This is a genomic window from Aestuariimicrobium ganziense, assembly GCF_015352975.1.
Lineage (GTDB): Bacteria > Actinomycetota > Actinomycetes > Propionibacteriales > Propionibacteriaceae > Aestuariimicrobium > Aestuariimicrobium ganziense.
The window spans coordinates 95,261-116,522 of record NZ_JACYIZ010000002.1; the positions used below are offsets into that span (position 1 = coordinate 95,261).

The window sequence follows — 21,262 nt, forward strand, 5'->3', positions numbered from 1 at the left end:
CCTTGCGGACTGCTCCGTGATGCGGAGCACTCCCCCAGTGCTCTGACCAGGACATCAACAGCCTCGACAGCCCCATGACGCCGAATTGTCAGCCGGTGGTGCCACGGTGCAGTGGGGCGTCCCGGCCGTTCCCGGTCGGCACGTGGTCACCTGAGGAGGAGCGACGATGGGCAAACTCGCAACGCCCACACCCGACATCGACCTGCCCGGGATCGTGCGCCGTGTGAGACGAATCCTCGGTGTCAGCCAGCGTGGGCTGGCCCAACGCCTGGAGGTCAGTGCCAGCACGGTCGCCCGGTGGGAGACCGGGGCCGCTGAGCCGGCCTTCTCGATGTTCGCCACCATGCTCGATCTGGCCGGCCTGCGCCATGAGGTCGTCGACGCTGATCAGGTACACCCAGCGCCCATGGGCGGGCGCGACGACGTGCGAGACCGTCGCGGACGCCGGTTCCCCGCCCACCTCGACGTGGTGGCCACCCCGATCTGGGACGACCTGATGTGGGGGCGCTGGGCGGGCGAGCCGCGCATCGCGAAGTCGGTGAACCGGCGCCGCAGCGACATCCCGCCGTTGGCGGAGCGGCTCGGGTTCAGTCCACGCCCAAGACTTCAGTTGGCGCCGCAGCACCCAACCCTCCAGCAGGTGCTGGAAGAGCGAGGGCGACAACGCGAGAGTGAACGCGCGATGGTCAGGGCCCGCAGCAGACTCCTGGCGGAGCGGAACACCCCCGCTCAGAGCGGCTGACGACCCAGGGTTCCCACCAATGACTCGCGGTGCTCGGCCGACTTCACTCGCTCGAGCTGCTCGTGCAGGTCGCGGAGCCGGGTGGTCATGCCCAGCTCCCCCACCGGCTCGACGTTGCCCTCGGCGTCGATGAAGTGGCTGATCGCCTCGACAGCTGCACTCACCCGGTTGACGTCCAGTTCCTGCTGGGCGTCCAGGCGTTCGGCGTACCAGTCGCTGGCCAAGATCTCGTCGCGCTCGAACAACCGGCGAAGCTCCGGGCTGTGCAGCGTCCATCCCTCGGCGGATTGCCCGAGCGCCATCACCTCGAGCAGCGCCCGCAGCGGCGGCACCGCCCACTCGATGGTGCCGTCGTCGATGTAGCTCTGGGCGACCCTCTGGTGGGTGGTGACCACGACGTCGACCGAGTCGGCGTACACCTTCGGGTCCTGCAGCTCGGGCGCCAGCATCTCGGGGGTGAACACCTTGTCGGGGTGCAGGAAGATGCGCCCGAAGAAGGTGGTCACGAACCGCTCGTTGATCCGGTGGCCCAGTCGACTGGCCTGCACCGTGCGACCCTCGTGCTCGAAGTCGGGCACCGCGTCGAGGTAGCCCTGCTCGATCAACCAACTGGCGTCGCGCTCGGCCGGCCCCATCCGGGCGAACAACTCGGGCACCAGCAGGCTGAAGTCGTGGTCGATCCGGGTGTGCGGTCCGATGTATCCCGCGCTGGAGACCCACCCGTCATAGCCGCTCAGCGCATACGACAACAGGCTGGCATTGAGGTCGAGGATCGACGGCAGCATGTTGAACGGGCCCTTGGTCAGCGCTCCTTCCGAGCCGGCGCCGGTCGTCGAGGGCGACTTGCCGGTCATCGAGCTGATGAACTCCATGAACAGTTCCGGCAGCTCCATGTAGTGCAGCGGGTTGTAGCCACACAGTGCGGGCACGCCCTCCTCGGGCGGGTTGTTGCGTCGTCCAGCAGCGACCACGTCGACCGGGAGCGGGAAGAACTCGTCCAGCGGGCGGTGATTGACCAGGTGGCTCGCCATCTCGGCCATCATCGTGGCCTCGGGCTGGGCGTGGTCTGGCCGGGTCTGCAGGTAGCGCGGGTTCTTGCTGGGCTTGCCGTCGACAAGACGCGGGTTGGCCGAGCTCACCACGAACTTCGGTGAGGCGTCGTCGTCCTGGGCCGCGAAGTCGCGCAGCAACTGCTGCATCGGCTCAGTGAACTGGCTGAACCCCACCGCGTCGCGCACGATCGCACGGGCCTCGTCCCGGGTGATCGGCTGGAAGTTCGACAGGAACGTGCCCGGCGAGGAGATGTCGCGCTCGGCCTGCTTGTCGTAACCACGGTGGATGGCGTCGTCGGGGCGCTGGAACAGCAACTGCTCACAGTTCTTGACGAACTTGCGCGACACCGGACGGCCCGGCTTCTGACGGGCCTGCTCGAGCGCGGCCCGGGCGCCGGTGCGCCTCGAGAAGTCCAGCGGGTGGTCCGGCATCGGCACCACGGTCGAGGCCGTGATGTCGTCCTCGGTCTGCACCTTGACGGCCGGGCTGAAGTCCGGACGCAGGCTGAACAGGCGCCACGAACCGTCGGCCTCGAAACCGACCCGCAGCATGTTCGAGATCACCTTGTCGCCGTCGAGGCGCACCACATTGCCCAGACGCCCGTTGACCACGCTGACACCGAAGTGGCTGCGCCAGTCGTCACCCCACTCCACACGGTGGTAACGCTTGATGGTGAACAGCAACTCCTTGATGTGCGGCGGGATCGCGGCGAGGCGCTCGTTGTACTCGGGGGTGTAGAGCGAGCTCGGGGTGAGCAACTTGATCACGCTGCCCAGGCTGCGGTCGGGCGACATGATCGAGCGAGCGTCGTCGTTCTGCCCCTCGTCGATGAAGCGCTGCGACCAGTCCTGGCTGATCAGGTCGGCCACGGCCTCGATGTCGTCGGAGAAGTCCGCTGTCCACTGGTCAGTGAACACGAAGGCGTCAAGCAGCGACTTCGAGATCTCGCTCTTGCCACCGCCGGAGACCGTCGCGGGCTTGTGGCACTGCATCGCGATCGGTGAGATGCCGATCAGGTGCCACTGGGTCTTGTCGAGCTCACGCTGCTTGGAGTGGATCTGGTAGCCGTTGGGACCCATGTAGGTCTGACCGGCCAGCAGCGGGATCTCGTGACGCTGACCCTCGTGCTCCCAGCTGACGGTCTGGGTGTTGAGGCTGTAGGTCGAGTAGGCCGGCACCAGCACCAGGTTGGGCAGCAGGGTGTCGTAGGCGTGGCCCTCGGGCTGGGGGTCGAAGCGCCCGGGGTTCTGCTCGAGCACTTCGGCCACCGTGTATTCGGCCGGGGTGACCTTGTCGATGAACTCCGGACCCAGGTTGTAGGCCGAGTGGCAGATCGCTCCACCAGCATGCTCCTCCTCGGCATGGCCGTAGATGTTGGCCGAGTAGCTGATCTGGGTCTTGATCTCCTTCTTGCAGTAACCGAAGTAGTTGTCGGCGATCATGGTGACCACCACGCCGCGGGCATCACGCGCGACCAGCTTGAAGGCCTGGCCGTTGTTGTAGAGCTCGTCCTCACTCGACCAGCACATTCCGTCGCGCTTCTGGCGCTCGGTGGCCTGGTCGACGTGCGGCAGGCCGACGGCCTTCTTGGTCACCTTCGTCAGGTGCGGGGCGAGGATCACGCAGCCGGTGTGACCGGTCCAAGTCGCCGGGTCAAGGGCGGCGTCGTTCTCGGGCAGGTAGGGGTCGCCGGCATTGCCGAAGATGCCCTCGACGAAGTCCAGGTTGGCGACCAACGCACCGGGGACGATGAACCGGGTCTCCATGGTGATCGCCGGGCGTCCGGGCACCGCAGGCACGACCAGCGGACGCAGCAGCAGCGAGACCAGGGCGTGCGCCGGCTTGTCGTTGTTGGCGGTCCAGGGCAGCACCTTGTCGTCGGCGGGTGGGTCGAGCGCCAACTCGAGCATCCGCGCGAAGGTCTCGAGCGGGGCGGCGAGCTTGTCGTCCTGGATGGGCAGGCCGCCCTCGGCGATGTGGAACACGCCTTGGGTGGTCCGGCGGTCGTTGGCGGGGTTGTGCAGCACGCCGTTGACCAGCCGGTAGCTCGACAGCAGCGACGAGCTCACCTCGTCCCCGTCCTCGGGGAGCGACAGTTCGCGGGCCAGGCCCGGCTCGTCGAGGACGAGGGTGCGCCGCGGCAGCTTGGGACGCACGGAGGCCTCGGCCAGGTAGGAGTCCAGGAACTGCTGGATCCGCTCGTCGGCGGGGCACAGCCGATCGGCCAACCGCCGCCGGAACTCACGTTGCCGAGCCACCATCGGGGCGACCAGCCCCCAGCCGGACGACTCGGTCGCGTCGGCGGGCAGTGGCTCCCCCAACAGGGCTAGGCGGAGGATGACGGCAGAAGTGATGTCGGCGTTGGCCATGGCCCCATTCTCCCCGACGGAGTGCCCCGAAGGGCCAGCGGGTCAGCAGTTGGGCCCAGAGGCGAACGCCGTCAGCTGCTCCAGCGGCCAGCTCGTGATCACCCGTTCGGGTGCCACACCGGCCGCCTCGAGACGGGCAGCGCCCAGGTCGAGGAAGTCGAGCTGACCGGGGGCATGGGCGTCGGTGTCGACGCTGAACACGCAGCCGATCTCGGCAGCCAGGGCGATCAGTTCGTCGGGTGGGTCGCACCGTTCAGGTCGGCTGTTGACCTCGACGGCGACCCCGAACTGGCGGCAGGCCTCGAAGACCACCTCGGCGTCGAACCGCGACTGGGCCCGCAGCGATCCGACCTCGACCCGTCGTCCGGTGCAGTGGCCGAGCACGGTGACCCGCGGGTTCGCCACGGCGTTGACCATCCGCCGAGTCATCGCCTCTGGTTCCATCTGCAGCTTGGAGTGCACCGAGGCCACCACCACGTCGAGCTGAGCGAGCAGGTCGTCGTCCTGGTCGAGCGAGCCGTCGTCGAGGATGTCGACCTCGATGCCGCGCAGCAGGCGCAGCTGGTGGCCCTGGTCGTCGAGCCGGCGCTGGACGAGCGCGATCTCGTCCCACTGCGCGAGCAGGCGTTCGCGCGGCAGCCCGTTGGCCACCCGCAGCCGGGGTGAGTGGTCGGTGACCGCCAGGTACCCATGCCCCAGCGCCGAGGCGGTGAGCGCCATCTGCAGGATCGGCGAACCCCCGTCCGACCAGGTGGAGTGGGTGTGCAGGTCACCACGCAGGTGCGCCCGCAGGCCGTTCGCGGCGAGCGGCGCCCTGCCCTGGTCACGCAGCTTCGCCAGCTTGGCTGGCACACGGTCGTCCATGGCGGCCTCGATCACCTCGGCCGTGCTGGCACCGACACCGGGCACGCTGCGCCAAGCGCCTGCCTGGTGCAGCAGCTGCCACTCGTCGGGTCCGAGCGCCTCGAGCGCGTCGGCCGCCCGCCGGTAGGCCTCGACCCGACGGGTGTCGTCGCGGGCACGCTCGCGCCAGAGGGCCACTTCACGCAACAGTGCGACCGGTCCGGAGGAGGACGTCAGTCGATCGTGTGCGGCAGCGTCCATGCCGGTCACTCTAGGGCGCGCCAGTCAAGATCACCTGACCCGGGGCCGACACGTCCACGACTCCCGGCACGGCTCCCCCGAGCCCTAGGATCGTGCCCCGGGACGACCGACGGCCAAGGAGGTGAGGGTGATGGCACAGGCACGACAGGACCCCGAGCGGAGCGCAGCGGTCAGACGGTTGGCCGGTGTCACCTCCCAGATGACCACCGCGGCCGTCGGCGCCATGGACGAGCGTCTGCCGTGGTTCACCGACCTGGACGCCGAGGAACGCTCGTGGATCACCCTGGTCGCCCGCAGTGGCATCGACGGCTTCGTCAGCTGGTTCGCCGCCGAGCATCCTGACGAGTTCTCCCCCGCCGCGGTGTTCGACGCGGCGCCTCGCGCACTGACCAGGCGGATCAGCCTGCACCAGACCGTCGAGTTGGTGCGCACCACGATCGCCGTGGTCGAGGAGCAGATCCAGGTGCTGCTGCCCGAGAACGACCGGGCGCTGATGTCGACCGCGATCGTCCACTACTCGCGCGAGGTGGCCTTCGGCGCCGCCGAGGTGTACGCACGGGCCGCCGAGATGCGGGGATCGTGGGACGCCAGGATCGAGGCCCTGGTCGTCGACGCCGTCGTACGTTCCGAGACCGACGAGACCGTGGTGTCCCGTGCCTCCACCCTGGGCTGGGTGACCGGCACCAAGGTCGCGGTGGCCGTGGGGCCTGCCCCCGAGCAGGCCACCGCCGCCCTGGACGACGTGCGCCGCACGGCCGAGCGGCAGCGGCTCGGGTTGCTCGCTGCGTTGCAGGGTGACCGGCTGGTGCTGATCGTGTCGGGACCCGACCTGGTCGACACCGCAGCGGCGGTGCGCGCCACGGCCGCACTGGAACAGCACTTCGGTGACGGGCCGATCGTGGTCGGTCCGCTGGTGGACGACCTGGTCGATGCCTCGGTCTCGGCCCGAGCCGCCATAGCCGGTGCCCGGGCGGCGGTGGCCTGGCCGGAGGGACCTCGCACCCTGTCGGCGCTCGACGTGTTGCCCGAACGTGCCCTGGCCGGTGACGGTCATGCCCGACGGACCCTGGCCCAGGACGTCTACGGGCCGCTGGAGCAGGCCGGTGGCGACCTGCTGTCGACCTGCGTGGGCTTCCTCGACCACGGCTGCTCGGTCGAGGGCACCGCCCGGGCCTTGTTCGTGCACGCCAACACGGTGCGCTACCGGCTCAAGAGGATCCAGGAAGTGACCGGCTACTCCCCCATGGACCCGCGTGAGGCCTATGTACTGCGGCTGGCGATCACCCTGGGACGGCTGGCGCAGCGCCGCTGAGCCGGCGGCGTCGATCCCGATCTGTGGCGGGAAGGTTGCCGTCGACGCGAAGTTTCACGCCACGAAGCAGCCAGGGCCGGCAGCCGGGGAATCACAACGGTGCGATTCAGGTGATCTTCCAACCCCACACGTCGACCGTCGTCATCGGTGCACGAGCGACACCCAAGGACAATTGGAGGGTTCCCACAAAGAGGGCCGTGACCTTTTCGTAACCGATCGAGGCGCGCGGCCCACACCTTCGGCGGCACAGTGGTGCTGTGCTCGCGATCGTCGCGCCCGGACAGGGCGCCCAGACCCCCGGCTTCCTCGCCCCTTGGCTGGAGCTCCCCACCTTCGCCGCCCGCCTCGCTTGGCTGAGCGTGGTCAGCGGACTCGACCTGGCCCACTACGGCACCGAGGCCGACGCCGAGACCATCCGCGACACCGCCATCGCCCAGCCCCTGCTGGTGGCCGCCGGCCTGGTGTCGGCGCTCGAACTGTTCCCACGCCCCGCCGACGCCTTCTCGAAGGTCGCGGTCGGCGCCGGCCACAGCGTGGGTGAGATCACCGCCGCAGCGGCAGCCGGCGTGATGAGTGCAGAGTCGGCGATGGTCTTCGTGCGTGAGCGTGGACGAGCGATGGCCGCGGCCAGTGCGGCGCGCCCCACCTCGATGACCGCCGTCGTCAGCGGCGACCGCGACGAGGTGCTGGCCAAGATCGAGGCCGCGGGCCTCACCCCGGCCAACAACAACGGCTCCGGCCAGATCGTCGCCGCCGGCACCGTCGAGCAGTTGGCCGACCTGGCCGCCGATCCCCCCGCGCGCGCCCGCCTGGTGCCGCTGTCGGTGGCCGGCGCCTTCCACACCATCCACATGGCGCCCGCTGTCGATCACCTGAGCCGGTTGGCCCTGGCCATCTCGACCAAGGACCCACGCACCCGACTGCTCAGCAATCGTGACGGCCAGGTCGTCCACCACGGCCGTGAGTACCTCGAGCGGATCATCGCCCAGGTCGCGAACCCGGTGCGCTGGGACCTGTGCATGGAGACCCTGGCCGACCTCGGCGTCACCGGTCTGCTGGAGCTGCCGCCGGCCGGCACGCTGACCGGCATCGCCAAGCGCAACCTCAAGGGCGTCGAGCTGTTCGCCCTGAACACCCCCGACCAGCTGAACGAGGCCCGCGCGTTCATCGAGCGCCACGGCCAGGAGAACCCGACCGGCGACCTCTCGATCACCCCGAGTTGGCGCCTGGTGGTCAGCCCCGGCAAGGGATCGTTCGTCCGCGAACCCGGCACCGAGGTCGGCACCGTGCTGCCGGTCGGCGCCCCGGTCGGCGCCGTGCGCAACCTGCGCGAGTCGGTCCCGGTGCCCGCCACCCACGGTGGCGAGGTCGTCGAGTGGCTCGTCGAGGACGGCGACCCCGTGCACGCCGGCCAGCCACTGGTGCGGCTCCACCCCGAGGCCGAAGGCCGCCACGACGTGCTGGGCGAGACCTCGTCCGCCGGCCAGGAGAGGACATCATGACCGCCACCGCCCCCGCCGGGATGCTGACCACGAGCCAGGGCGCGCAGTACGCACGCCTGCTCGGCGTCGGCGGGTATCGCGGCAGCCGCGTCGTCGACAACGACGAGATGTGCACCTGGATCGACTCCTCCGACGAGTGGATCCGCCAGCGCACCGGCATCGTCGAGCGCCGTTGGGCCACCGAGGACGAGACCCCGCTCAGCATGGCCGCTGCCGCCGCCCGCAAGGCGCTGGACCGCGCGGGACTCGCCGCCGACCAGGTCGACGCCGTGATCTGCTCGACCGTCTCGCACTTCCAGCAGACCCCCTCACTGGCCGTGCTGGTCGCCGACGAGCTCGACTGCGGCACACCTGCCGCCTTCGACATCTCCGCCGCCTGCGCCGGGTTCAGCTACGGCGTGGGGATGGCCGAGTCCCTGGTGCGCAGCGGCGCTGCCATCAACGTGCTCGTGATCGGCGTCGAGACCCTGAGTCGGCTCACCGACCTGTCCGACCGCTCGACCGCCTTCCTGTTCTCCGACGGCGCCGGTGCCGTGGTGGTCGGCCCGAGCGACACTCCAGCCATCGGTCCGGTGGTCTGGGGATCGGAACCGGGTGACCACGAGGTCATCCAGACCCGCCCCTGGGAGGTCGGCAACCCCGAATTCCCCTACATCGAGATGGAGGGCCAGAAGGTCTTCCGCTGGGCGACCACCGCGATCGCCGACAAGGCACGCGAGTGCCTGCGCGTGGCCGGTCTCGAGCCCGAGCAGCTCGACGTTTTCATCCCCCACCAGGCCAACAATCGGATCACCGACTCGATGCTGCGCCACCTCAAGTTGCCCGAGTCGGTCACCGTGAGTCGCGACATCACCCACATGGGCAACTCGTCGGCCGCCTCGATCCCCCTGGCGATGGAGGCCCTGCTCGAGTCCGGCGAGGCCACCTCGGGCCAGACCGCCCTGGTCATCGGCTTCGGCGCCGGACTGGTCTTCGCGGGCCAGGTCCTCGTCCTGCCCTGACCACCAACCCAAGAACTTCTGTGGGAGCCACCGGGCCCGACAGAACAGCAGCACCCACACCCACACAAGGAGGGCCCCATGGCCAGCACCGATGAGATCCGCGCCGACCTCGCCGAGATCGTGAACGACGTCGCCGGCGTTGCCGTCGAGGACGTGCAGTTGGACAAGTCGTTCACCGACGACCTCGACGTCGACTCGCTGTCGATGGTCGAGATCATCTACGCCTGCGAGGAGAAGTTCGGCGTCTCGATCCCCGACGAGGACGCCAAGAACCTCAAGACCGTCGGCGACGCCGTCGCGTTCATCGAGCGCGCGCAGGCCTGAGCCTGTCAGCCCCGGTCGGGATCACCCACCGGCCGGGGCCGCACCACCCCACCGACCCACGGGAGTACCGCATGTCTGACATCGTCATCACCGGATTCGGCGCCTTCACGCCGCTGGGCACCGACGCGCCCAGCACCTGGGAGGCGATGCTCTTGGGTCGCTCGGGGGTGCACCACCTGCCCCACGAGTGGGCCGAGGACCTGCCGGTCACCTTCGCGGCCGAGACTGCCGGCGATCCGTCGGACAAGCTCGACCGCGTCGAGGCCCGCCGGATGGACCGCTCCACCCAGCACGCGGTGGTCGCCGCGATGGAGGCCTGGGCCGATGCCGGCCTCACCCTCGGCGACGACAACGGCATCGACCGTGACCGGCTCGGTGTCTGCTGCGCCTCAGGCATCGGCGGCATGCAGTCACTGCTCAGCCAGTGGGACGTGCAGAAGGAGAAGGGCTTTCGTCGGGTCAGCCCGTTCACCATCCCGATGCTGATGGCCAATGCGCCGGCCGCCAACGTGGGCCTTCGCCTCGGTGCCCGCGCCGCCATCCACACCCCGGTCTCGGCCTGCGCATCGTCCAACGAGGCCATCGCCTTCGGCCTCGACATGCTGCGCCTGGGCCGCGCCGACATCGCCGTGGTCGGTGGCACCGAGGCGGTCGTTCACCCGCTGCCGATCGCCGCCTTCGCGCAGATGCAGGCGCTCAGCCGCCGCAACGACGACCCTGAGCGGGCCTCGCGCCCCTGGGACGTCGACCGTGACGGCTTCGTGCTCGGCGAGGGTGCCGCGCTGATGGTGATCGAGACCCTCGAACACGCCCAGGCCCGCGGCGCCAAGATCTACGGAACCCTGGCCGGGGCCGGCATCTCGGCCGACTCCCACGACATCGTCCAGCCCGACCCCACCGGTCGCGGCCAGGCCGCCGCGATGACGAAGGCGATCAAGGACGCGGGCCTGACCCCGCGCGACATCGTCCACGTCAACGCCCACGGCACCTCGACCCCCCAGGGCGACGTGGCCGAGGCCGCCTCGATCGCCGCAGCACTCGGTGATTCCGCTGACCAGCCCTGGGTCACCAGCACCAAGTCGATGACCGGCCACCTGCTCGGTGGCGCCGGTGCGGTCGAGACCTTCGCCACCGTGCGTGCGCTCAGCGACCGTCGTGTTCCGGGGACGATCAACGTCGAGAACCTCGAGCCCAACCTGCCGGTGCGGATCGCCACCGAGACCACCTCGCTCGGTGACGGCGACCTGGCCGCCCTGAACAACTCGTTCGGGTTCGGTGGTCACAACGTGGTCATCGCCGTCACCAACGCCCACCAGAACCGGTGACCCCATGACTGCCACCAAGGCCGAGAAACTGCCGCGCGCACTCGATCCGCGCAACCCCAACCACCGGCTCGCTGCCTTCTTCGACGAAGGCAGCGTCGAACTGATCAGTGCCGACGACGACTCCGGCTTCCTGGCTGCGGTCGGACTGGTCAAGGGCTGCCGCACCGTGGCCTTCTGCTCCGATGCCACTGTGATGGGCGGCGCCATGGGCGTCGAGGGCTGCAAGGTGGTCGTCGCCGCCTACGAGCGAGCACTGGCCGACCAGTTGCCGATCGCCGGCATCTGGCACTCCGGCGGAGCCCGGCTGGCCGAAGGTGTGCTGTCACTGCACGCCGTCGGCGAGATCTTCAACATCATGACCATCGCCTCGGGCAAGGTTCCCCAGGTCTCGATCGTGCTCGGCCCCTGCGCCGGCGGTGCCGCCTACGGTCCCGCGCTCACCGACGTGGTGATCAGTTCCCCGGCAGGACGCATCTTCGTCACCGGCCCCGAGGTGGTCCGTTCGGTGACTGGCGAGGACGTCGACATGGCCCGCCTCGGCGGTCCCGACACCCACGGACGTCGCTCCGGGGTCGTCCACGTCGAGGCCACCGACGAGGCCGACGCCCTCGACCAGGGACGCCGGCTGGTGTCGCTGTTCGCCGACCAGCGCACCGTCGCCCCAGACGTCGACGACACCGACCTGAGCACGCTGCTGCCGGAGTCGGCCAAGCGCGCCTACGACGTGCACCCGTTGATCCACGGCCTGGTCGACGAGGGATCGCTCAGCGAACTGCACGCCCGCTGGGCCCCCAACATCGTCGTGGCCCTGGGTCGACTGGGCGGACGAAGCATCGGCGTGATCGCCAACAACCCGCTGCGGCTGGGTGGCTGCCTCGACTCGCTGTCGGCCGAGAAGGCCGCGCGCTTCGTGCGGATGTGCGACACCTTCGGGATCCCGCTGGTCGTGCTGGTCGACACCCCCGGGTACCTGCCCGGCGTCGGGCAGGAGTGGGACGGTGTGGTCCGCCGCGGCGCCAAGCTGCTGCACGCCTTCGCCGAGGCCGTCGTCCCGCGGGTCACCCTGGTCACCCGCAAGACCTACGGCGGTGCCTACATCGCGATGAACTCCCGTGCGCTGGGCGCCACCAAGGTGTTCGCCTGGCCCACCGCCGAGGTCGCGGTGATGGGCGCGGTCGCAGCGATCCGCATCCTGCACCGGCGCAAGCTCGCCGCCGTGCCGGACGAGAGCCGCGAGCAGGTCGAACTCGAACTGGCCGCCGAGCACGCCCGGATCGCCGGAGGCATCGACCGCGCCGTCGAGATCGGCGTGGTCGACCAGGTGATCGAGCCCACCGCCACCCGATCGGCACTTGCTGCGGCGATCAGCGACGCCGATCGGGGCACACGGGGCAACCACACCAACATCCCGCTCTGATGCCACCGCTGGCCGATGGGCGACCCGCAGGTACTCCTCGAGGCCTACGGCATCGCGATGGACCAGGCCAAGTACGACTTCTACCGCGAACTGTGGAGCGCGGGGGGCTGACTCAGGCCAGGTGACGCTCCAGCCAGCGCGGCCCGTCGGCACCGGCCTGCCTGAACAGCTCCAGCTCCTCGTCCCAGGCCAGACCCAGCAGGTCAGCCACGGCACGGTGCAGGCTGGCGCGGTTGAGCGCATCGGCCACCAGCGCGGCACGCAGTCGCTGCTCGTGCACCAGCACGTCGCCGTGACGCCCGATCGTGGCGTGGAAGACCCCCAGGCGCGGCGTGACCGAGTAGCGCACACCCTCGTCGGTGCCCGGCTGGTGCTCGGTGACCTCGAAGCGCAGTCGTCCCCAGCGCTGCAGGCTCGAGGCGATGGTGGCCGCGGTGCCGGCCGGGCCACGCCACTCGAGTTCGGCGCGGTAGCTGCCGCGGTCAGCAGGCTGAGGGCTCCAGTCCAGGCGTGTGGGTACGCCAAGGACGCCGCCCAGGGCCCACTCGATGTGCGGGCACAGCGCGGACGGCGTCGAGTGGATCCACACCACCCCGGTGGCCGGGGCGTCGACGCCGGTCGTCGTGGTTCCACCCGTCGTGGTGACGGCGGTCATGGCTCCTCCTCAGCATCCAGACGTGCCTTCCCCAGCAGCTGGACGATCGGAGTCGTGACCTTGACCTCGATTGTGCCTCGTCAGGCCGCCGCACACCAGTCCTGAGAACTCGCCTAGGCTTTGGCCATGTCGAGCGATGCCACCGTCCCCGCCGCCGCCCCCCTGTCCGTGGACGAGGTGTTGTCGTCGTCGGTGTCGATGAGCGAGTTGCGCGGTGACGGCACCGACCTGCTGTGGCTGGAGTCCAGGCCCTTGGAGGACGCCCGGATGACCGTCGTGAGGTGGCGGGACGGGCAGCTCAGCGAACTCACCGCCGCCCCGATCAACGTGCGCACCCGCATCTGGGAGTACGGGGGTGGTGCCTGGGACTGCCACGACGGCGTCCTGGTGGTCAGCGACCTGACCAGCGGGCGACTGGTGCGCCTCGAGGGCAACCAGACCACTCCCATCACCCCGGCCGACCCGGCGGTCCGCTTCGGTGGGCTGCAGGTGCACCCCGACCGCGACCTGGTGCTGGCCGTACGCGAGGACGGCCGTCAGGAGGGTGAGCCGGTCAGCAGCATCGTCGCCCTCAGCCTCACCGGCCCCAATGCCGACTTCGGCACCGTCCTGGTCAGTGGTGCCGACTTCCACGCCGGGCCCCGCCTCAGCGAGGACGACCTGTTGGCATGGTTCCAGTGGAACCATCCTTCGATGCCCTGGGACGAGACCGAACTGCGCGTGGCCCGGTTGAGCCGCGTCGGCGACGCCTGGCGCACCGACCACCACCAAGTCGTCTTCGCCGAGCCCGACACCAGTGCCCAGCACCCCCAGTGGGACGGCCGTGACCTGGTCTTCAGCCAGGACGGCTCCGGCCACTGGAACATCGCTCGCTGGGACCGCACCAGCACCCGGGCGGTGACCGATGAACCCCATGACCACGACCACCCGGTCTGGACCCTGACCGTGCCCACCTGGTCGCCTGTTGCTGGAAGGGTGCTGTGCCACCGGATGGTCGACGGATGGCCCGAACTCGGCTGGGCCGGCGCTGACCAGTCCTGGCAGCCGCTGCCCGTGCCCGACCTCGCCGACGTCGACTCGGTGGCCGTGCTGGACGGGCGGGTCTTCGTCCTGGCCGGCTTCGCCACCCGTCCACCGGCCCTGGTCGCGATCGACCCCAGCGGTGAGGTCGAGTTCGTCCACCAGCCCCAAGGCGAGCCGGAGCAGCTCACCACAGCACCCCGGAGCATGATCATCGACGGCCCCACCGGCCCCGTCCACGCCTGGTACCACGCCCCCACCCGCGACGCCGACCAACCGCCCCCGACCATCGTGAGGACCCACGGCGGGCCGACCTCGTTCGCCAGTGCCGCGTACAACCCCTCGGTCACTTTCTGGACGAGCCGCGGCTTCGCCGTCGTCGACGTCAACTACGGCGGCTCCACCGGGTTCGGACGGATCTACCGGGAGCGGCTGCTGCAGAACTGGGGTGTGGTCGACGTCGAGGACTGTGTCGCCGTGGTCGAGCACCTGGTGGCCGAGGGCCTGGCCGACCCGGCCAGGGTGAGCATCACCGGGGGCAGTGCGGGTGGCTACACCACCCTGCAGAGCCTGGCCACCACCTCGACCTACACCGCCGGCGTCAGCCGCTACGGCATCGGAGACCTCGAGATGCTGGCCACCGACACCCACAAGTTCGAGTCCCGCTACCTCGACTCGCTGGTGGGCCGCCTGCCCCAGACGCGCCAGCGCTACCTCGACCGCTCCCCCATCCACCACGTCGAGAACATGTCGACCCCGATGCTGTTGCTGCAGGGCACCGAGGATGCCGTCGTCCCGCCCAACCAGGCCGAGGCCATCGCCTCGGCGGTCCGGGCCAAGGGGCTGCCGGTGGCCCTGGAGCTGTTCGAGGGCGAGGGCCACGGCTTCCGGTCGATGGCCGCCCGACGCCGGGCCCTGCTCGCCGAGCTCGCATTCCACGTGCAGTTGTGGCGATTGGACACGACCGACACCGACCTGCCGGAACTCGACCTGCGCTGAGGAGTCACCTACTGTGGGCTGCGACATCGATGACGGCGGAGGACTCGTGGCCATGAAGAAGCTCCTGCGTTGGCTGGTCGCCACCGCGACCGCCGCCACCTGCGTGGTCGCGATGCCCCTGAGCTCGACGGCCGAGCCGCTCAAGGACGTCGGGCAGGCCCTTCCCGCCGATGCACCGGCCACGCAGGGCACCGCCCCGACCACGTCGACGACCACCATCGGTCCGGCCGCCGTGGCGCCGTGGCTCACCCAGCTCAACACCGTTCGCTCGCAGTTCGGCGTGGCTGCCGTTGTCGAGTCCGCCACCTGGAGCCAGGCCGCCGGCCTGCACTCGCGCTACATGGCCGAGAACCAGGTCGTCACCCAGGCCGAGGACCCGACCCAGCCGTACTACACCACCGCCGGCGACACCGCGGGACGCAACTCGTTGGTGGCTGCCGGCTGGAGCACCCCCACCGAGTTCATCGACGCCTGGACTGCGGCCCCCTTCCACCTGATCTCGATGCTGGACAGCCGGCTGGCGACCGTCGGCTACGGCCAGTACACCTCGACCTCCACCTCGGCGACCGCCGCGACCCTCAACGTGGCCCAGGGCCGCACCCGGGCCCCTGCCACCACCGGATGGCCAAGGGTCTGGCCGCGCGGCACCACCCGCATCCTTGAGATGACCGAGGCCTCGTCGCCGGACCCGGCTGCCGGCTGCAACGCACCCAGCGGCTCGTGGTACGGCACGCCGACCCTGGTCGACTTCGGTCCCGGCACGAGCGTGACGAGCGCCACCGCGGTCGTGCTCGAGGACGGCACCAACGTGCCCGTCTGCGTGCGCACGGCCTCCAACTACGCCAACTCCACGGCCAAGGCCCTGATGGCCGGCAAGGTGCTGGTGATCCCGACTCGTCCGCTCGCGCTCAACAAGGGCTACACCGGCAGCGTCACCACCAACCTCGGCTCTGTCAGCCTGCGCTTCGACACCGGCAACCCCGCCTCAGGCGTGTTCGGCGACCACACGGGAGACGGCCTGGCCGACGTCCTGGGGGTGCAGGGGGGCACCGAGAACCTGATGATGTTCCAGACCGGGCCCGGGCCCGCACTGCGTCCCGGCATCCGAGTGGGCCACGGTTGGGGCGGGATGAACTGGATCTCCTCGGTTCCCGACCTCAACCGTGATGGCCGCACCGAGCTGCTGGCGCGCGCCACGGACGGCACCCTGTGGTTGTATCCCGGCCTGGGTCGGGGGGCCTGGGGGACCAGGAGCAAGCTCGGACACGGTTTCGGAGGCTTGGACCAGCTCGTGGTGATTCCTGACGTCACTGGCGACACGTTGCCCGAGTTGATCGGTCGCACGAGCAGCGGCGAGTTGGCGCGTTTCAGCTTCACCGGACCGACCAGCTACCTGGCGAACCGCCGCACCATCGGTCATGGTTGGGGCAGCATGCAGAAGCTTGTCTCAGCGGGCGACTTCACCGGCGACCGGATCCCCGACATCCTCGCCATCGGGGCCCAGGGAGAGTTGTACTGCTACCCCTTGACGGCCCAGGGAACCTTCCGAGGCGGGCGTAGCCAGGTCGGCCACGGTTGGAGCGGCTGGACCGCCATCTGGTCACCCGGGGACATGAACGGAGACGGTCGGCACGACCTGATCGGCCGCAGTCCGGAGGGCGCGTTGTTCTTCTACGCGAACCTCACCGGCCGATGGGGCAGCAAGCGCCAGATCGGTTGGGGCTGGGGCGGCTACCGGCTGCTCGCCTGAGGACCACCAGGGATGATCCTGCTCGATCGTCCACGCTGGCCGGCCCACGGGACCCTGTTCGCCCACCTGGTCTCCGACGCCTCCCTGGACGAACTCCACCGGTTCGCGGGCGACCTCGGTCTGCACTGGCGGGCCTTCGACCACGACCACTACGACCTGCCCGAACGGCTGTGGCAGCCGGCGGTCGACGCCGGAGCCCTGCCCATGTCGTCCATCGACCTGGTCAGGCGCCTGTCCGCAGCGGGCCTTCGGGTGCGCCCGGCCGACAAGTTGCCCACCGTCGAACGGGTGCTCCCCCACCTGCTGGAGAGCTGGCGTGGTCTGGGGCTGACCAGCGACGCCGACGCCGTACGGGACGACCTGCTCGAGCGCTGGCGGCAGCCACAGCGCCACTACCACGACCTGCGACACCTGCAGCAGGTGCTCGAGGCACTGTCGAGGTTGCAGCCGGGGCCTGCCCTGCGGCCGGTGCTGCTGGCGGCGTGGTTCCATGACGCCGTGTACGACCGGGCACCCGACGATGAGCAGCGTTCGGCGGCGTTGGTCGAGACCAGCCTGCGCGGGCTGGTGGGCGAGGCCGAGGTGGCCGAGGTGGTGCGCCTGGTGCACCTCACGATCAGCCACGACCCCGAGCCCACCGATCGGGCAGGGGCGATGTTGTGTGATGCCGACCTGGCGGTGTTGGCCCAGCCGCCGGGACGCTACGACATGTACGTCCGCGACGTGCGCACCGAGTACGACCACCTCGACGACGCCACCTGGCGGGCAGGACGCACAGCCGTGCTCGACCACCTGCTCGCGCTGGACCCGCTGTACCGGACAAGCGCGGGGCGCGACCTGTGGGAGCACCCCGCGCGAGTCAACCTGCAGCGCGAGCGGCGTCGCTGGTCGTCCTAGTCGAGCCGGGCGCGCTCCCCGAAGATCGCCGTGCCCACCCTGACGATGGTGGCGCCGTGGGCGATCGCCAGGTCGAGGTCGCCCGACATGCCCATCGACAACTCGTCCCAGGTCGAACCCAGCACCTGGGCGTCGCGCAGCTCACGCTGCAGGTGCTGCATGCGCACGAAGCAGGCCGCGACCGCCTGCTGGTCGGGGCCCGGCAGCGCCAGCGTCATCAGTCCCCTGACCCGCAACCGGTCGAACGGCGCCAGGGCGCGTGCGAAGTCGAGCACCTCGTCAGGTGCCAGACCTGACTTGGTGTGCTCACCCGAGGAATTCACCTGCACGAGCACGTCGAGGCTGCGGTCGAGCGCGTCGAGGCGGCGCTGCAACTGCTCGGCCAGGCGCAGTGAGTCGAGCGACTGCAGTTCGGTGGCCCACTGTGCGGCGTCCTTGGCCTTGTTGGACTGCAGGTGACCGATCACCACCCACTCGACCGGGCCACCGGGCGGTGGGTGCTCCTGGTAGTGCTGGGCCTTGCCCACGAGTTCCTGGACCCGGTTCTCCCCGAACCGTCGATGCCCCGCGGCGATCGCCTGGTCGACCAGCTCGACCGGATGGGTCTTGGTGACCGGCAGCAGGTGCACCTCGTCGCGTGACCGTCCAGCAGCCTGGCAGGCCGTGGTGATCCGTTGTTCGACGTCGGCCAGGTTCGCGGCCACGTCGACGCGGTCGACCGGGTGACTGGTCATGGCCAGCGAGCCGCCAGCGACATCACCCCGAGGGTGGCCACCAGCCCGGCGAGCAGCGCGTAGGTGACGTAGCGATGGGTGACCTCGACGTAGACCCGCTCGTAGCCCACCGAACGGGCGATCGCCTGGTAGACCTCCTTGAGTTCCTGGGACGAGGCCGCAGAGAACTTCTTTCCGCCCGACTCACGGGCGACGATGGCCAGCTCGTTGTGGTTGACCGGCACGGCCTGACGCACGCCCCGGTCGACCACGTAGCCGTTGGCGGTGCCGTAGGCGATGGTGTAGACGGGCACGCCCTGCTTCTTCGCCTCGCGGGCAGCGGCCTCGGACGAGCGGCCCATGTTGGTGGCGCCGTCCGACAGCAGCACGATCGCAGCCGGGGGCACGTCATTGGGGTTCTGCGGATCGGGCGGCAGCGTCTTCAACAGGTTCAGCGACTGGTAGACACCCTCACCGATCGCGGTGGACGGGGCGTACTGCAACGCGTCGATGGCGCGCTGCACCGAGCCACGGTCGGTCGTGGGTGGCACCATCGGCCTCGCCGTCCCGGCGAAGCTCACCAGGCCGACGTTGAACCGTGGCGGCAGCAGGGTGGTGAACTCCTTGGCGGCGTCCTGGGCGGCGCGCATCCGGTTGGGCTTGACGTCCTCGGCCTTCATCGAGATCGACACGTCGATGGCCAGCACCACCGTGGCCCGCTCGCGGGGTACCTCGGCGAAGTCCTTGGGCTTGGCGTAGGCCACGACCAGCATCGCCATCGCCAGCACGGCCGCACCAACGGCCAGGTGGCGCTTCCACGGCTTGTCCTTGGGGATGACCAGGTCAAGTCGGCTGCCGGCACGTCGTCCTGAGGTGAACCCGGTGCGGGTGACCAGCGCGAAGTAGAGCACGGCCACGACGGCGACGGCGATCAGCCACCACAGTCGGTTGGGGCTCAGGAACTCGATCATCGGCACGAGCAGCGCGGTCATGAGGGCCACCTCGCTGCCATCGACACCGCACCGAGTGCCGCGATCACCGCGAAGGCGAAGGCGTAGAACGCCCACTGGGCGGTGATCTCCTTCTTGACCTCCTCGAAGCCGACCTCGCCGCGCACGTCCTTGTAGACGCTGGTCAGGTCCTTCGCGCTGTCGGCGGTCCACGCCTTGGCGTCGGTGGTCTGGGCGATCTGGGCCAGCCCGGCCTTGTCGGGCGCCACCCGCTCGCGCTTGCCGTCGAGGTCGACGTAGCCGGTCTCGGTGCCGTAGGCGATCGTGTAGACCTTGACGTTCTGCTCCTTGGCCTTTCGGGCGGCCTCCAGGGGCGACCCGCCCTCGGTGTTCTGGCCGTCCGACAGCAGCACCATCACCGCGGGGGCGGGTTTGTCGTCCGGTCCGGGCGGGGCCAGTGTGATCGCCTGCAGACCCTCGTCAATCGCGGTGCCGATCGCGGTCGCGTCCTGCAGTTCGAGCCCGGCGATCACTCGCTGGGCCGCACCACGGTCGGTGCTGGGTGGCAGCCGGGTCTCGGGCTTGCCCGACAGGGCGACCACAGCCACGTTGAAGTCGGGTGGCAGTTGCAGGATGAACTCGGTGGCGGCCTTCTTCGCGGCACTGAGCCGGTCGGGGCTGACGTCCTTGGCCTGCATCGAGTGCGACACGTCGATCACCACGACGACCGTGGCCCGCGCGCGGGCCACCTTCTCGACGCCCTCAGGACGTGCCCAGGCGAACACCAGCGCGACCAGCGACAGCAAGGTCGCAGCCACGGCCACGTGGCGCCGCCAACTTGACTGCTTGGGCAGCACCCGGCCGAGCACGCCGGTGTTGGTGAAGCGCATGCCGGTCAGGTGCTTGCGCCGCAACACCCAGATGTAGGCGGCCACCAGCAAGGGCACGACCAGCAGCGTCCACAGCCTCTGCTCGTCGCTGAACGACGGCAGGAAGCCCAGGATCATCGGGTGCAGGGTCAGCGGGTGCAGCGTGGTCGACGTCATCGGCTCACTCCCTGGGGCGGGGCGTGAAGCATGCTGGCCACCCGCCGGTACCCCAAGACGAATCGGGCAATGTCCTGCACCCAGTCTCTGTCGGTGCGCAACTGGATGTGTCCGCAGCCCGAGCGGCGCAGGGCGATCTTGATGCGTTCGCGCTGCGCGGTGGTGGCCGCGTTCATCCGTTCCCGGGCGGCGTTGTCACTGGTGTTGACGTAGCGGGCGAAGTCGGTCTCGGGGTCCTTGATCAGCATCTCGCCGACATCGGGGAAGTCGAGTTCGTGGGAGTCGACGACCTCGATGCACAGCACCTGGTTGCGCACCGCGAGCCGGCGCAGTGGCCGCTCCCACTCGGTCTCGACGTTGGGGTCGAGTTCGTCCTCGCCGGGGGTGAGGAAGTCCGAGACCACCACGCGCATTCCGCGTCGGCGCTGGGTGCGCACCAACTGCTCGATGCCTGCGGCCAACGTCATCGACCCGGGCGCGTGGTCGGGGACGATCGGCTCGTCCAGCATGGTGCGCAGCAACCCGTACAGCGCGGTCCGACCCGATCGGGCGGGCAGGCGCCGGATGGAGTCCTGGCGCATGATCATGCCGCCGAAGCGGTCGCCCATCTTCTGGGACAGGAAGCCGATGGTGGCGATGGCGGCGATGCCCAGGTCACGCTTGGTGACGCCCTCGGTGCCCCAGTTCATCGAGGGGGTGGCGTCGAGCAGGGCCCAGACCTCGAGTTCGCGGTCGGCGATCGTGTCTCGCACGTGCGGGACGGTCGTCCTCGCCGTCACCGCCCAGTCCATCCGACGCACGTCGTCCTGGCCGGGTTGGTACTGGCGGGCGTCGTTGGTGTCGGATCCGGGGCCGGGCAGCAGACCCATGTGGTCGCCGTGCAGGAACCCCTCGAGGCGTCGGACGACGGTCAGTTCGAGCCGACGCAGCGCCGCCTCGGGCGCCAGCTTGCTGAGCGGCACCGAGGGCCCGGTCGGGGGCCTGAGCACGGTCTCGGCGACGCCGACGTCAGGCCGGGCACGCCCCAGGAACCCCTGCTGCTGGCCCGTCGGTGGGGCGAAGTCGGGTGGGGGTTGTGTCATG

General features: G+C 69.8%; 17 protein-coding genes. 10 read left to right on the forward strand and 7 right to left on the reverse strand.

The annotated features are described in order from the left end of the window. The first annotated feature begins 166 nt into the window (after positions 1–166). On the forward strand, positions 167–742 hold the full coding sequence (locus IE660_RS04075) for a helix-turn-helix domain-containing protein (protein ID WP_203567079.1): 576 nt from the start codon (positions 167–169) through the stop codon (positions 740–742). Here IE660_RS04075 and IE660_RS04080 read toward each other — a convergent pair. Further along, positions 730–4,164, reverse strand: a complete 3,435-nt coding sequence (locus IE660_RS04080; protein ID WP_203567080.1) for a hypothetical protein — start codon at positions 4,162–4,164, stop codon at positions 730–732. The genes IE660_RS04075 and IE660_RS04080 overlap by 13 nt on opposite strands. 42 nt (positions 4,165–4,206) lie before the next feature. Then, a complete protein-coding gene (locus tag IE660_RS04085; protein ID WP_203567081.1) occupies positions 4,207–5,268 on the reverse strand; it encodes a PHP domain-containing protein in 1,062 nt (353 codons plus the stop codon). A gap of 130 nt (positions 5,269–5,398) precedes the next feature. On the opposite strand from IE660_RS04085, the gene IE660_RS04090 reads away from it, so the two are divergent. The 6 genes from IE660_RS04090 (at position 5,399) to IE660_RS04115 (ending at position 12,149) form a co-directional block, all read left to right on the forward strand. After that, the gene (locus IE660_RS04090; protein ID WP_203567082.1) at positions 5,399–6,580 is read left to right on the forward strand and encodes a PucR family transcriptional regulator; all 1,182 of its coding nucleotides are present in this window, start codon (positions 5,399–5,401) and stop codon (positions 6,578–6,580) included. A gap of 257 nt (positions 6,581–6,837) precedes the next feature. Continuing rightward, complete coding sequence (locus tag IE660_RS04095; RefSeq protein ID WP_203567083.1) at positions 6,838–8,082, forward strand: acyltransferase domain-containing protein; 1,245 nt, start codon at positions 6,838–6,840, stop codon at positions 8,080–8,082. Then, a complete protein-coding gene (locus tag IE660_RS04100; RefSeq protein ID WP_407928990.1) occupies positions 8,079–9,083 on the forward strand; it encodes a beta-ketoacyl-ACP synthase III in 1,005 nt (334 codons plus the stop codon). The genes IE660_RS04095 and IE660_RS04100 overlap by 4 nt, the downstream gene beginning before the upstream one ends. Before the next feature lie 78 nt (positions 9,084–9,161). Further along, entirely contained in the window at positions 9,162–9,407 is a 246-nt protein-coding gene (locus IE660_RS04105) for an acyl carrier protein (RefSeq protein ID WP_203567084.1), read from the forward strand. Positions 9,408–9,478: 71 nt separating this feature from the next. Further along, positions 9,479–10,732: a beta-ketoacyl-[acyl-carrier-protein] synthase family protein gene (locus IE660_RS04110; RefSeq protein ID WP_203567085.1), complete on the forward strand. Its 1,254-nt coding sequence runs from the start codon at positions 9,479–9,481 to the stop codon at positions 10,730–10,732. Between the two features lie 4 nt (positions 10,733–10,736). Continuing rightward, positions 10,737–12,149 (forward strand): acyl-CoA carboxylase subunit beta, encoded by a 1,413-nt coding sequence (locus IE660_RS04115; protein WP_203567086.1) that lies wholly within the window; start codon positions 10,737–10,739, stop codon positions 12,147–12,149. Positions 12,150–12,261: 112 nt separating this feature from the next. On the opposite strand, the gene IE660_RS04120 is transcribed toward IE660_RS04115, so the two are convergent. Then, positions 12,262–12,804, reverse strand: coding sequence for a DUF3145 domain-containing protein (locus IE660_RS04120; protein WP_203567087.1), 543 nt, complete (start codon positions 12,802–12,804; stop codon positions 12,262–12,264). A gap of 126 nt (positions 12,805–12,930) precedes the next feature. Between IE660_RS04120 and IE660_RS04125 the strand changes: the two genes are divergently transcribed. From IE660_RS04125 to IE660_RS15645, 3 genes are read left to right on the forward strand one after another with little or no spacing between them, the layout of a single operon-like run. After that, positions 12,931–14,823 (forward strand): S9 family peptidase, encoded by a 1,893-nt coding sequence (locus IE660_RS04125; protein ID WP_203567088.1) that lies wholly within the window; start codon positions 12,931–12,933, stop codon positions 14,821–14,823. Between the two features lie 52 nt (positions 14,824–14,875). Then, the gene (locus tag IE660_RS04130) at positions 14,876–16,573 is read left to right on the forward strand and encodes an FG-GAP-like repeat-containing protein (protein WP_203567089.1); all 1,698 of its coding nucleotides are present in this window, start codon (positions 14,876–14,878) and stop codon (positions 16,571–16,573) included. 12 nt (positions 16,574–16,585) lie between these two features. Continuing rightward, positions 16,586–17,470 carry a DUF4031 domain-containing protein gene (locus IE660_RS15645; RefSeq protein ID WP_235997018.1) on the forward strand — a complete coding sequence of 295 codons (885 nt, stop codon included), beginning with the start codon at positions 16,586–16,588 and terminating at the stop codon, positions 17,468–17,470. Here IE660_RS15645 and IE660_RS04145 read toward each other — a convergent pair. Genes IE660_RS04145 through IE660_RS04160 form a run of 4 tightly spaced genes read right to left on the reverse strand, consistent with a single transcriptional unit; the run spans position 17,467 to position 21,261 of the window. Then, on the reverse strand, positions 17,467–18,204 hold the full coding sequence (locus IE660_RS04145) for a YggS family pyridoxal phosphate-dependent enzyme (RefSeq protein WP_203567090.1): 738 nt from the start codon (positions 18,202–18,204) through the stop codon (positions 17,467–17,469). The two genes, IE660_RS15645 and IE660_RS04145, sit on opposite strands and share 4 nt — an antisense overlap. Further along, on the reverse strand, positions 18,201–19,175 hold the full coding sequence (locus IE660_RS04150; protein WP_207730957.1) for a VWA domain-containing protein: 975 nt from the start codon (positions 19,173–19,175) through the stop codon (positions 18,201–18,203). The genes IE660_RS04145 and IE660_RS04150 overlap by 4 nt, the downstream gene beginning before the upstream one ends. Continuing rightward, on the reverse strand, positions 19,172–20,149 hold the full coding sequence (locus IE660_RS04155; RefSeq protein WP_407928995.1) for a VWA domain-containing protein: 978 nt from the start codon (positions 20,147–20,149) through the stop codon (positions 19,172–19,174). The genes IE660_RS04150 and IE660_RS04155 overlap by 4 nt, the downstream gene beginning before the upstream one ends. Before the next feature lie 26 nt (positions 20,150–20,175). Continuing rightward, positions 20,176–21,261 (reverse strand): DUF58 domain-containing protein, encoded by a 1,086-nt coding sequence (locus IE660_RS04160; RefSeq protein WP_203567092.1) that lies wholly within the window; start codon positions 21,259–21,261, stop codon positions 20,176–20,178. Between the last annotated feature and the right edge of the window lies 1 nt (position 21,262).

Bases quoted from the DNA above. Each gene is read 5' to 3' on its own strand.
- IE660_RS04075 (WP_203567079.1), top strand. From the start codon at position 167: ATGGGCAAACTCGCAACGCCCACACCCGACATCGACCTGCCCGGGATC.
- IE660_RS04080 (WP_203567080.1), bottom strand. From the start codon at position 4,164: ATGGCCAACGCCGACATCACTTCTGCCGTCATCCTCCGCCTAGCCCTG.
- IE660_RS04085 (WP_203567081.1), bottom strand. From the start codon at position 5,268: ATGGACGCTGCCGCACACGATCGACTGACGTCCTCCTCCGGACCGGTC.
- IE660_RS04090 (WP_203567082.1), top strand. From the start codon at position 5,399: ATGGCACAGGCACGACAGGACCCCGAGCGGAGCGCAGCGGTCAGACGG.
- IE660_RS04100 (WP_407928990.1), top strand. From the start codon at position 8,079: ATGACCGCCACCGCCCCCGCCGGGATGCTGACCACGAGCCAGGGCGCG.
- IE660_RS04105 (WP_203567084.1), top strand. From the start codon at position 9,162: ATGGCCAGCACCGATGAGATCCGCGCCGACCTCGCCGAGATCGTGAAC.
- IE660_RS04110 (WP_203567085.1), top strand. From the start codon at position 9,479: ATGTCTGACATCGTCATCACCGGATTCGGCGCCTTCACGCCGCTGGGC.
- IE660_RS04115 (WP_203567086.1), top strand. From the start codon at position 10,737: ATGACTGCCACCAAGGCCGAGAAACTGCCGCGCGCACTCGATCCGCGC.
- IE660_RS04120 (WP_203567087.1), bottom strand. From the start codon at position 12,804: ATGACCGCCGTCACCACGACGGGTGGAACCACGACGACCGGCGTCGAC.
- IE660_RS04125 (WP_203567088.1), top strand. From the start codon at position 12,931: ATGTCGAGCGATGCCACCGTCCCCGCCGCCGCCCCCCTGTCCGTGGAC.
- IE660_RS04130 (WP_203567089.1), top strand. From the start codon at position 14,876: ATGAAGAAGCTCCTGCGTTGGCTGGTCGCCACCGCGACCGCCGCCACC.
- IE660_RS15645 (WP_235997018.1), top strand. From the start codon at position 16,586: ATGATCCTGCTCGATCGTCCACGCTGGCCGGCCCACGGGACCCTGTTC.
- IE660_RS04145 (WP_203567090.1), bottom strand. From the start codon at position 18,204: ATGACCAGTCACCCGGTCGACCGCGTCGACGTGGCCGCGAACCTGGCC.
- IE660_RS04150 (WP_207730957.1), bottom strand. From the start codon at position 19,175: ATGACCGCGCTGCTCGTGCCGATGATCGAGTTCCTGAGCCCCAACCGA.
- IE660_RS04160 (WP_203567092.1), bottom strand. From the start codon at position 21,261: ATGACACAACCCCCACCCGACTTCGCCCCACCGACGGGCCAGCAGCAG.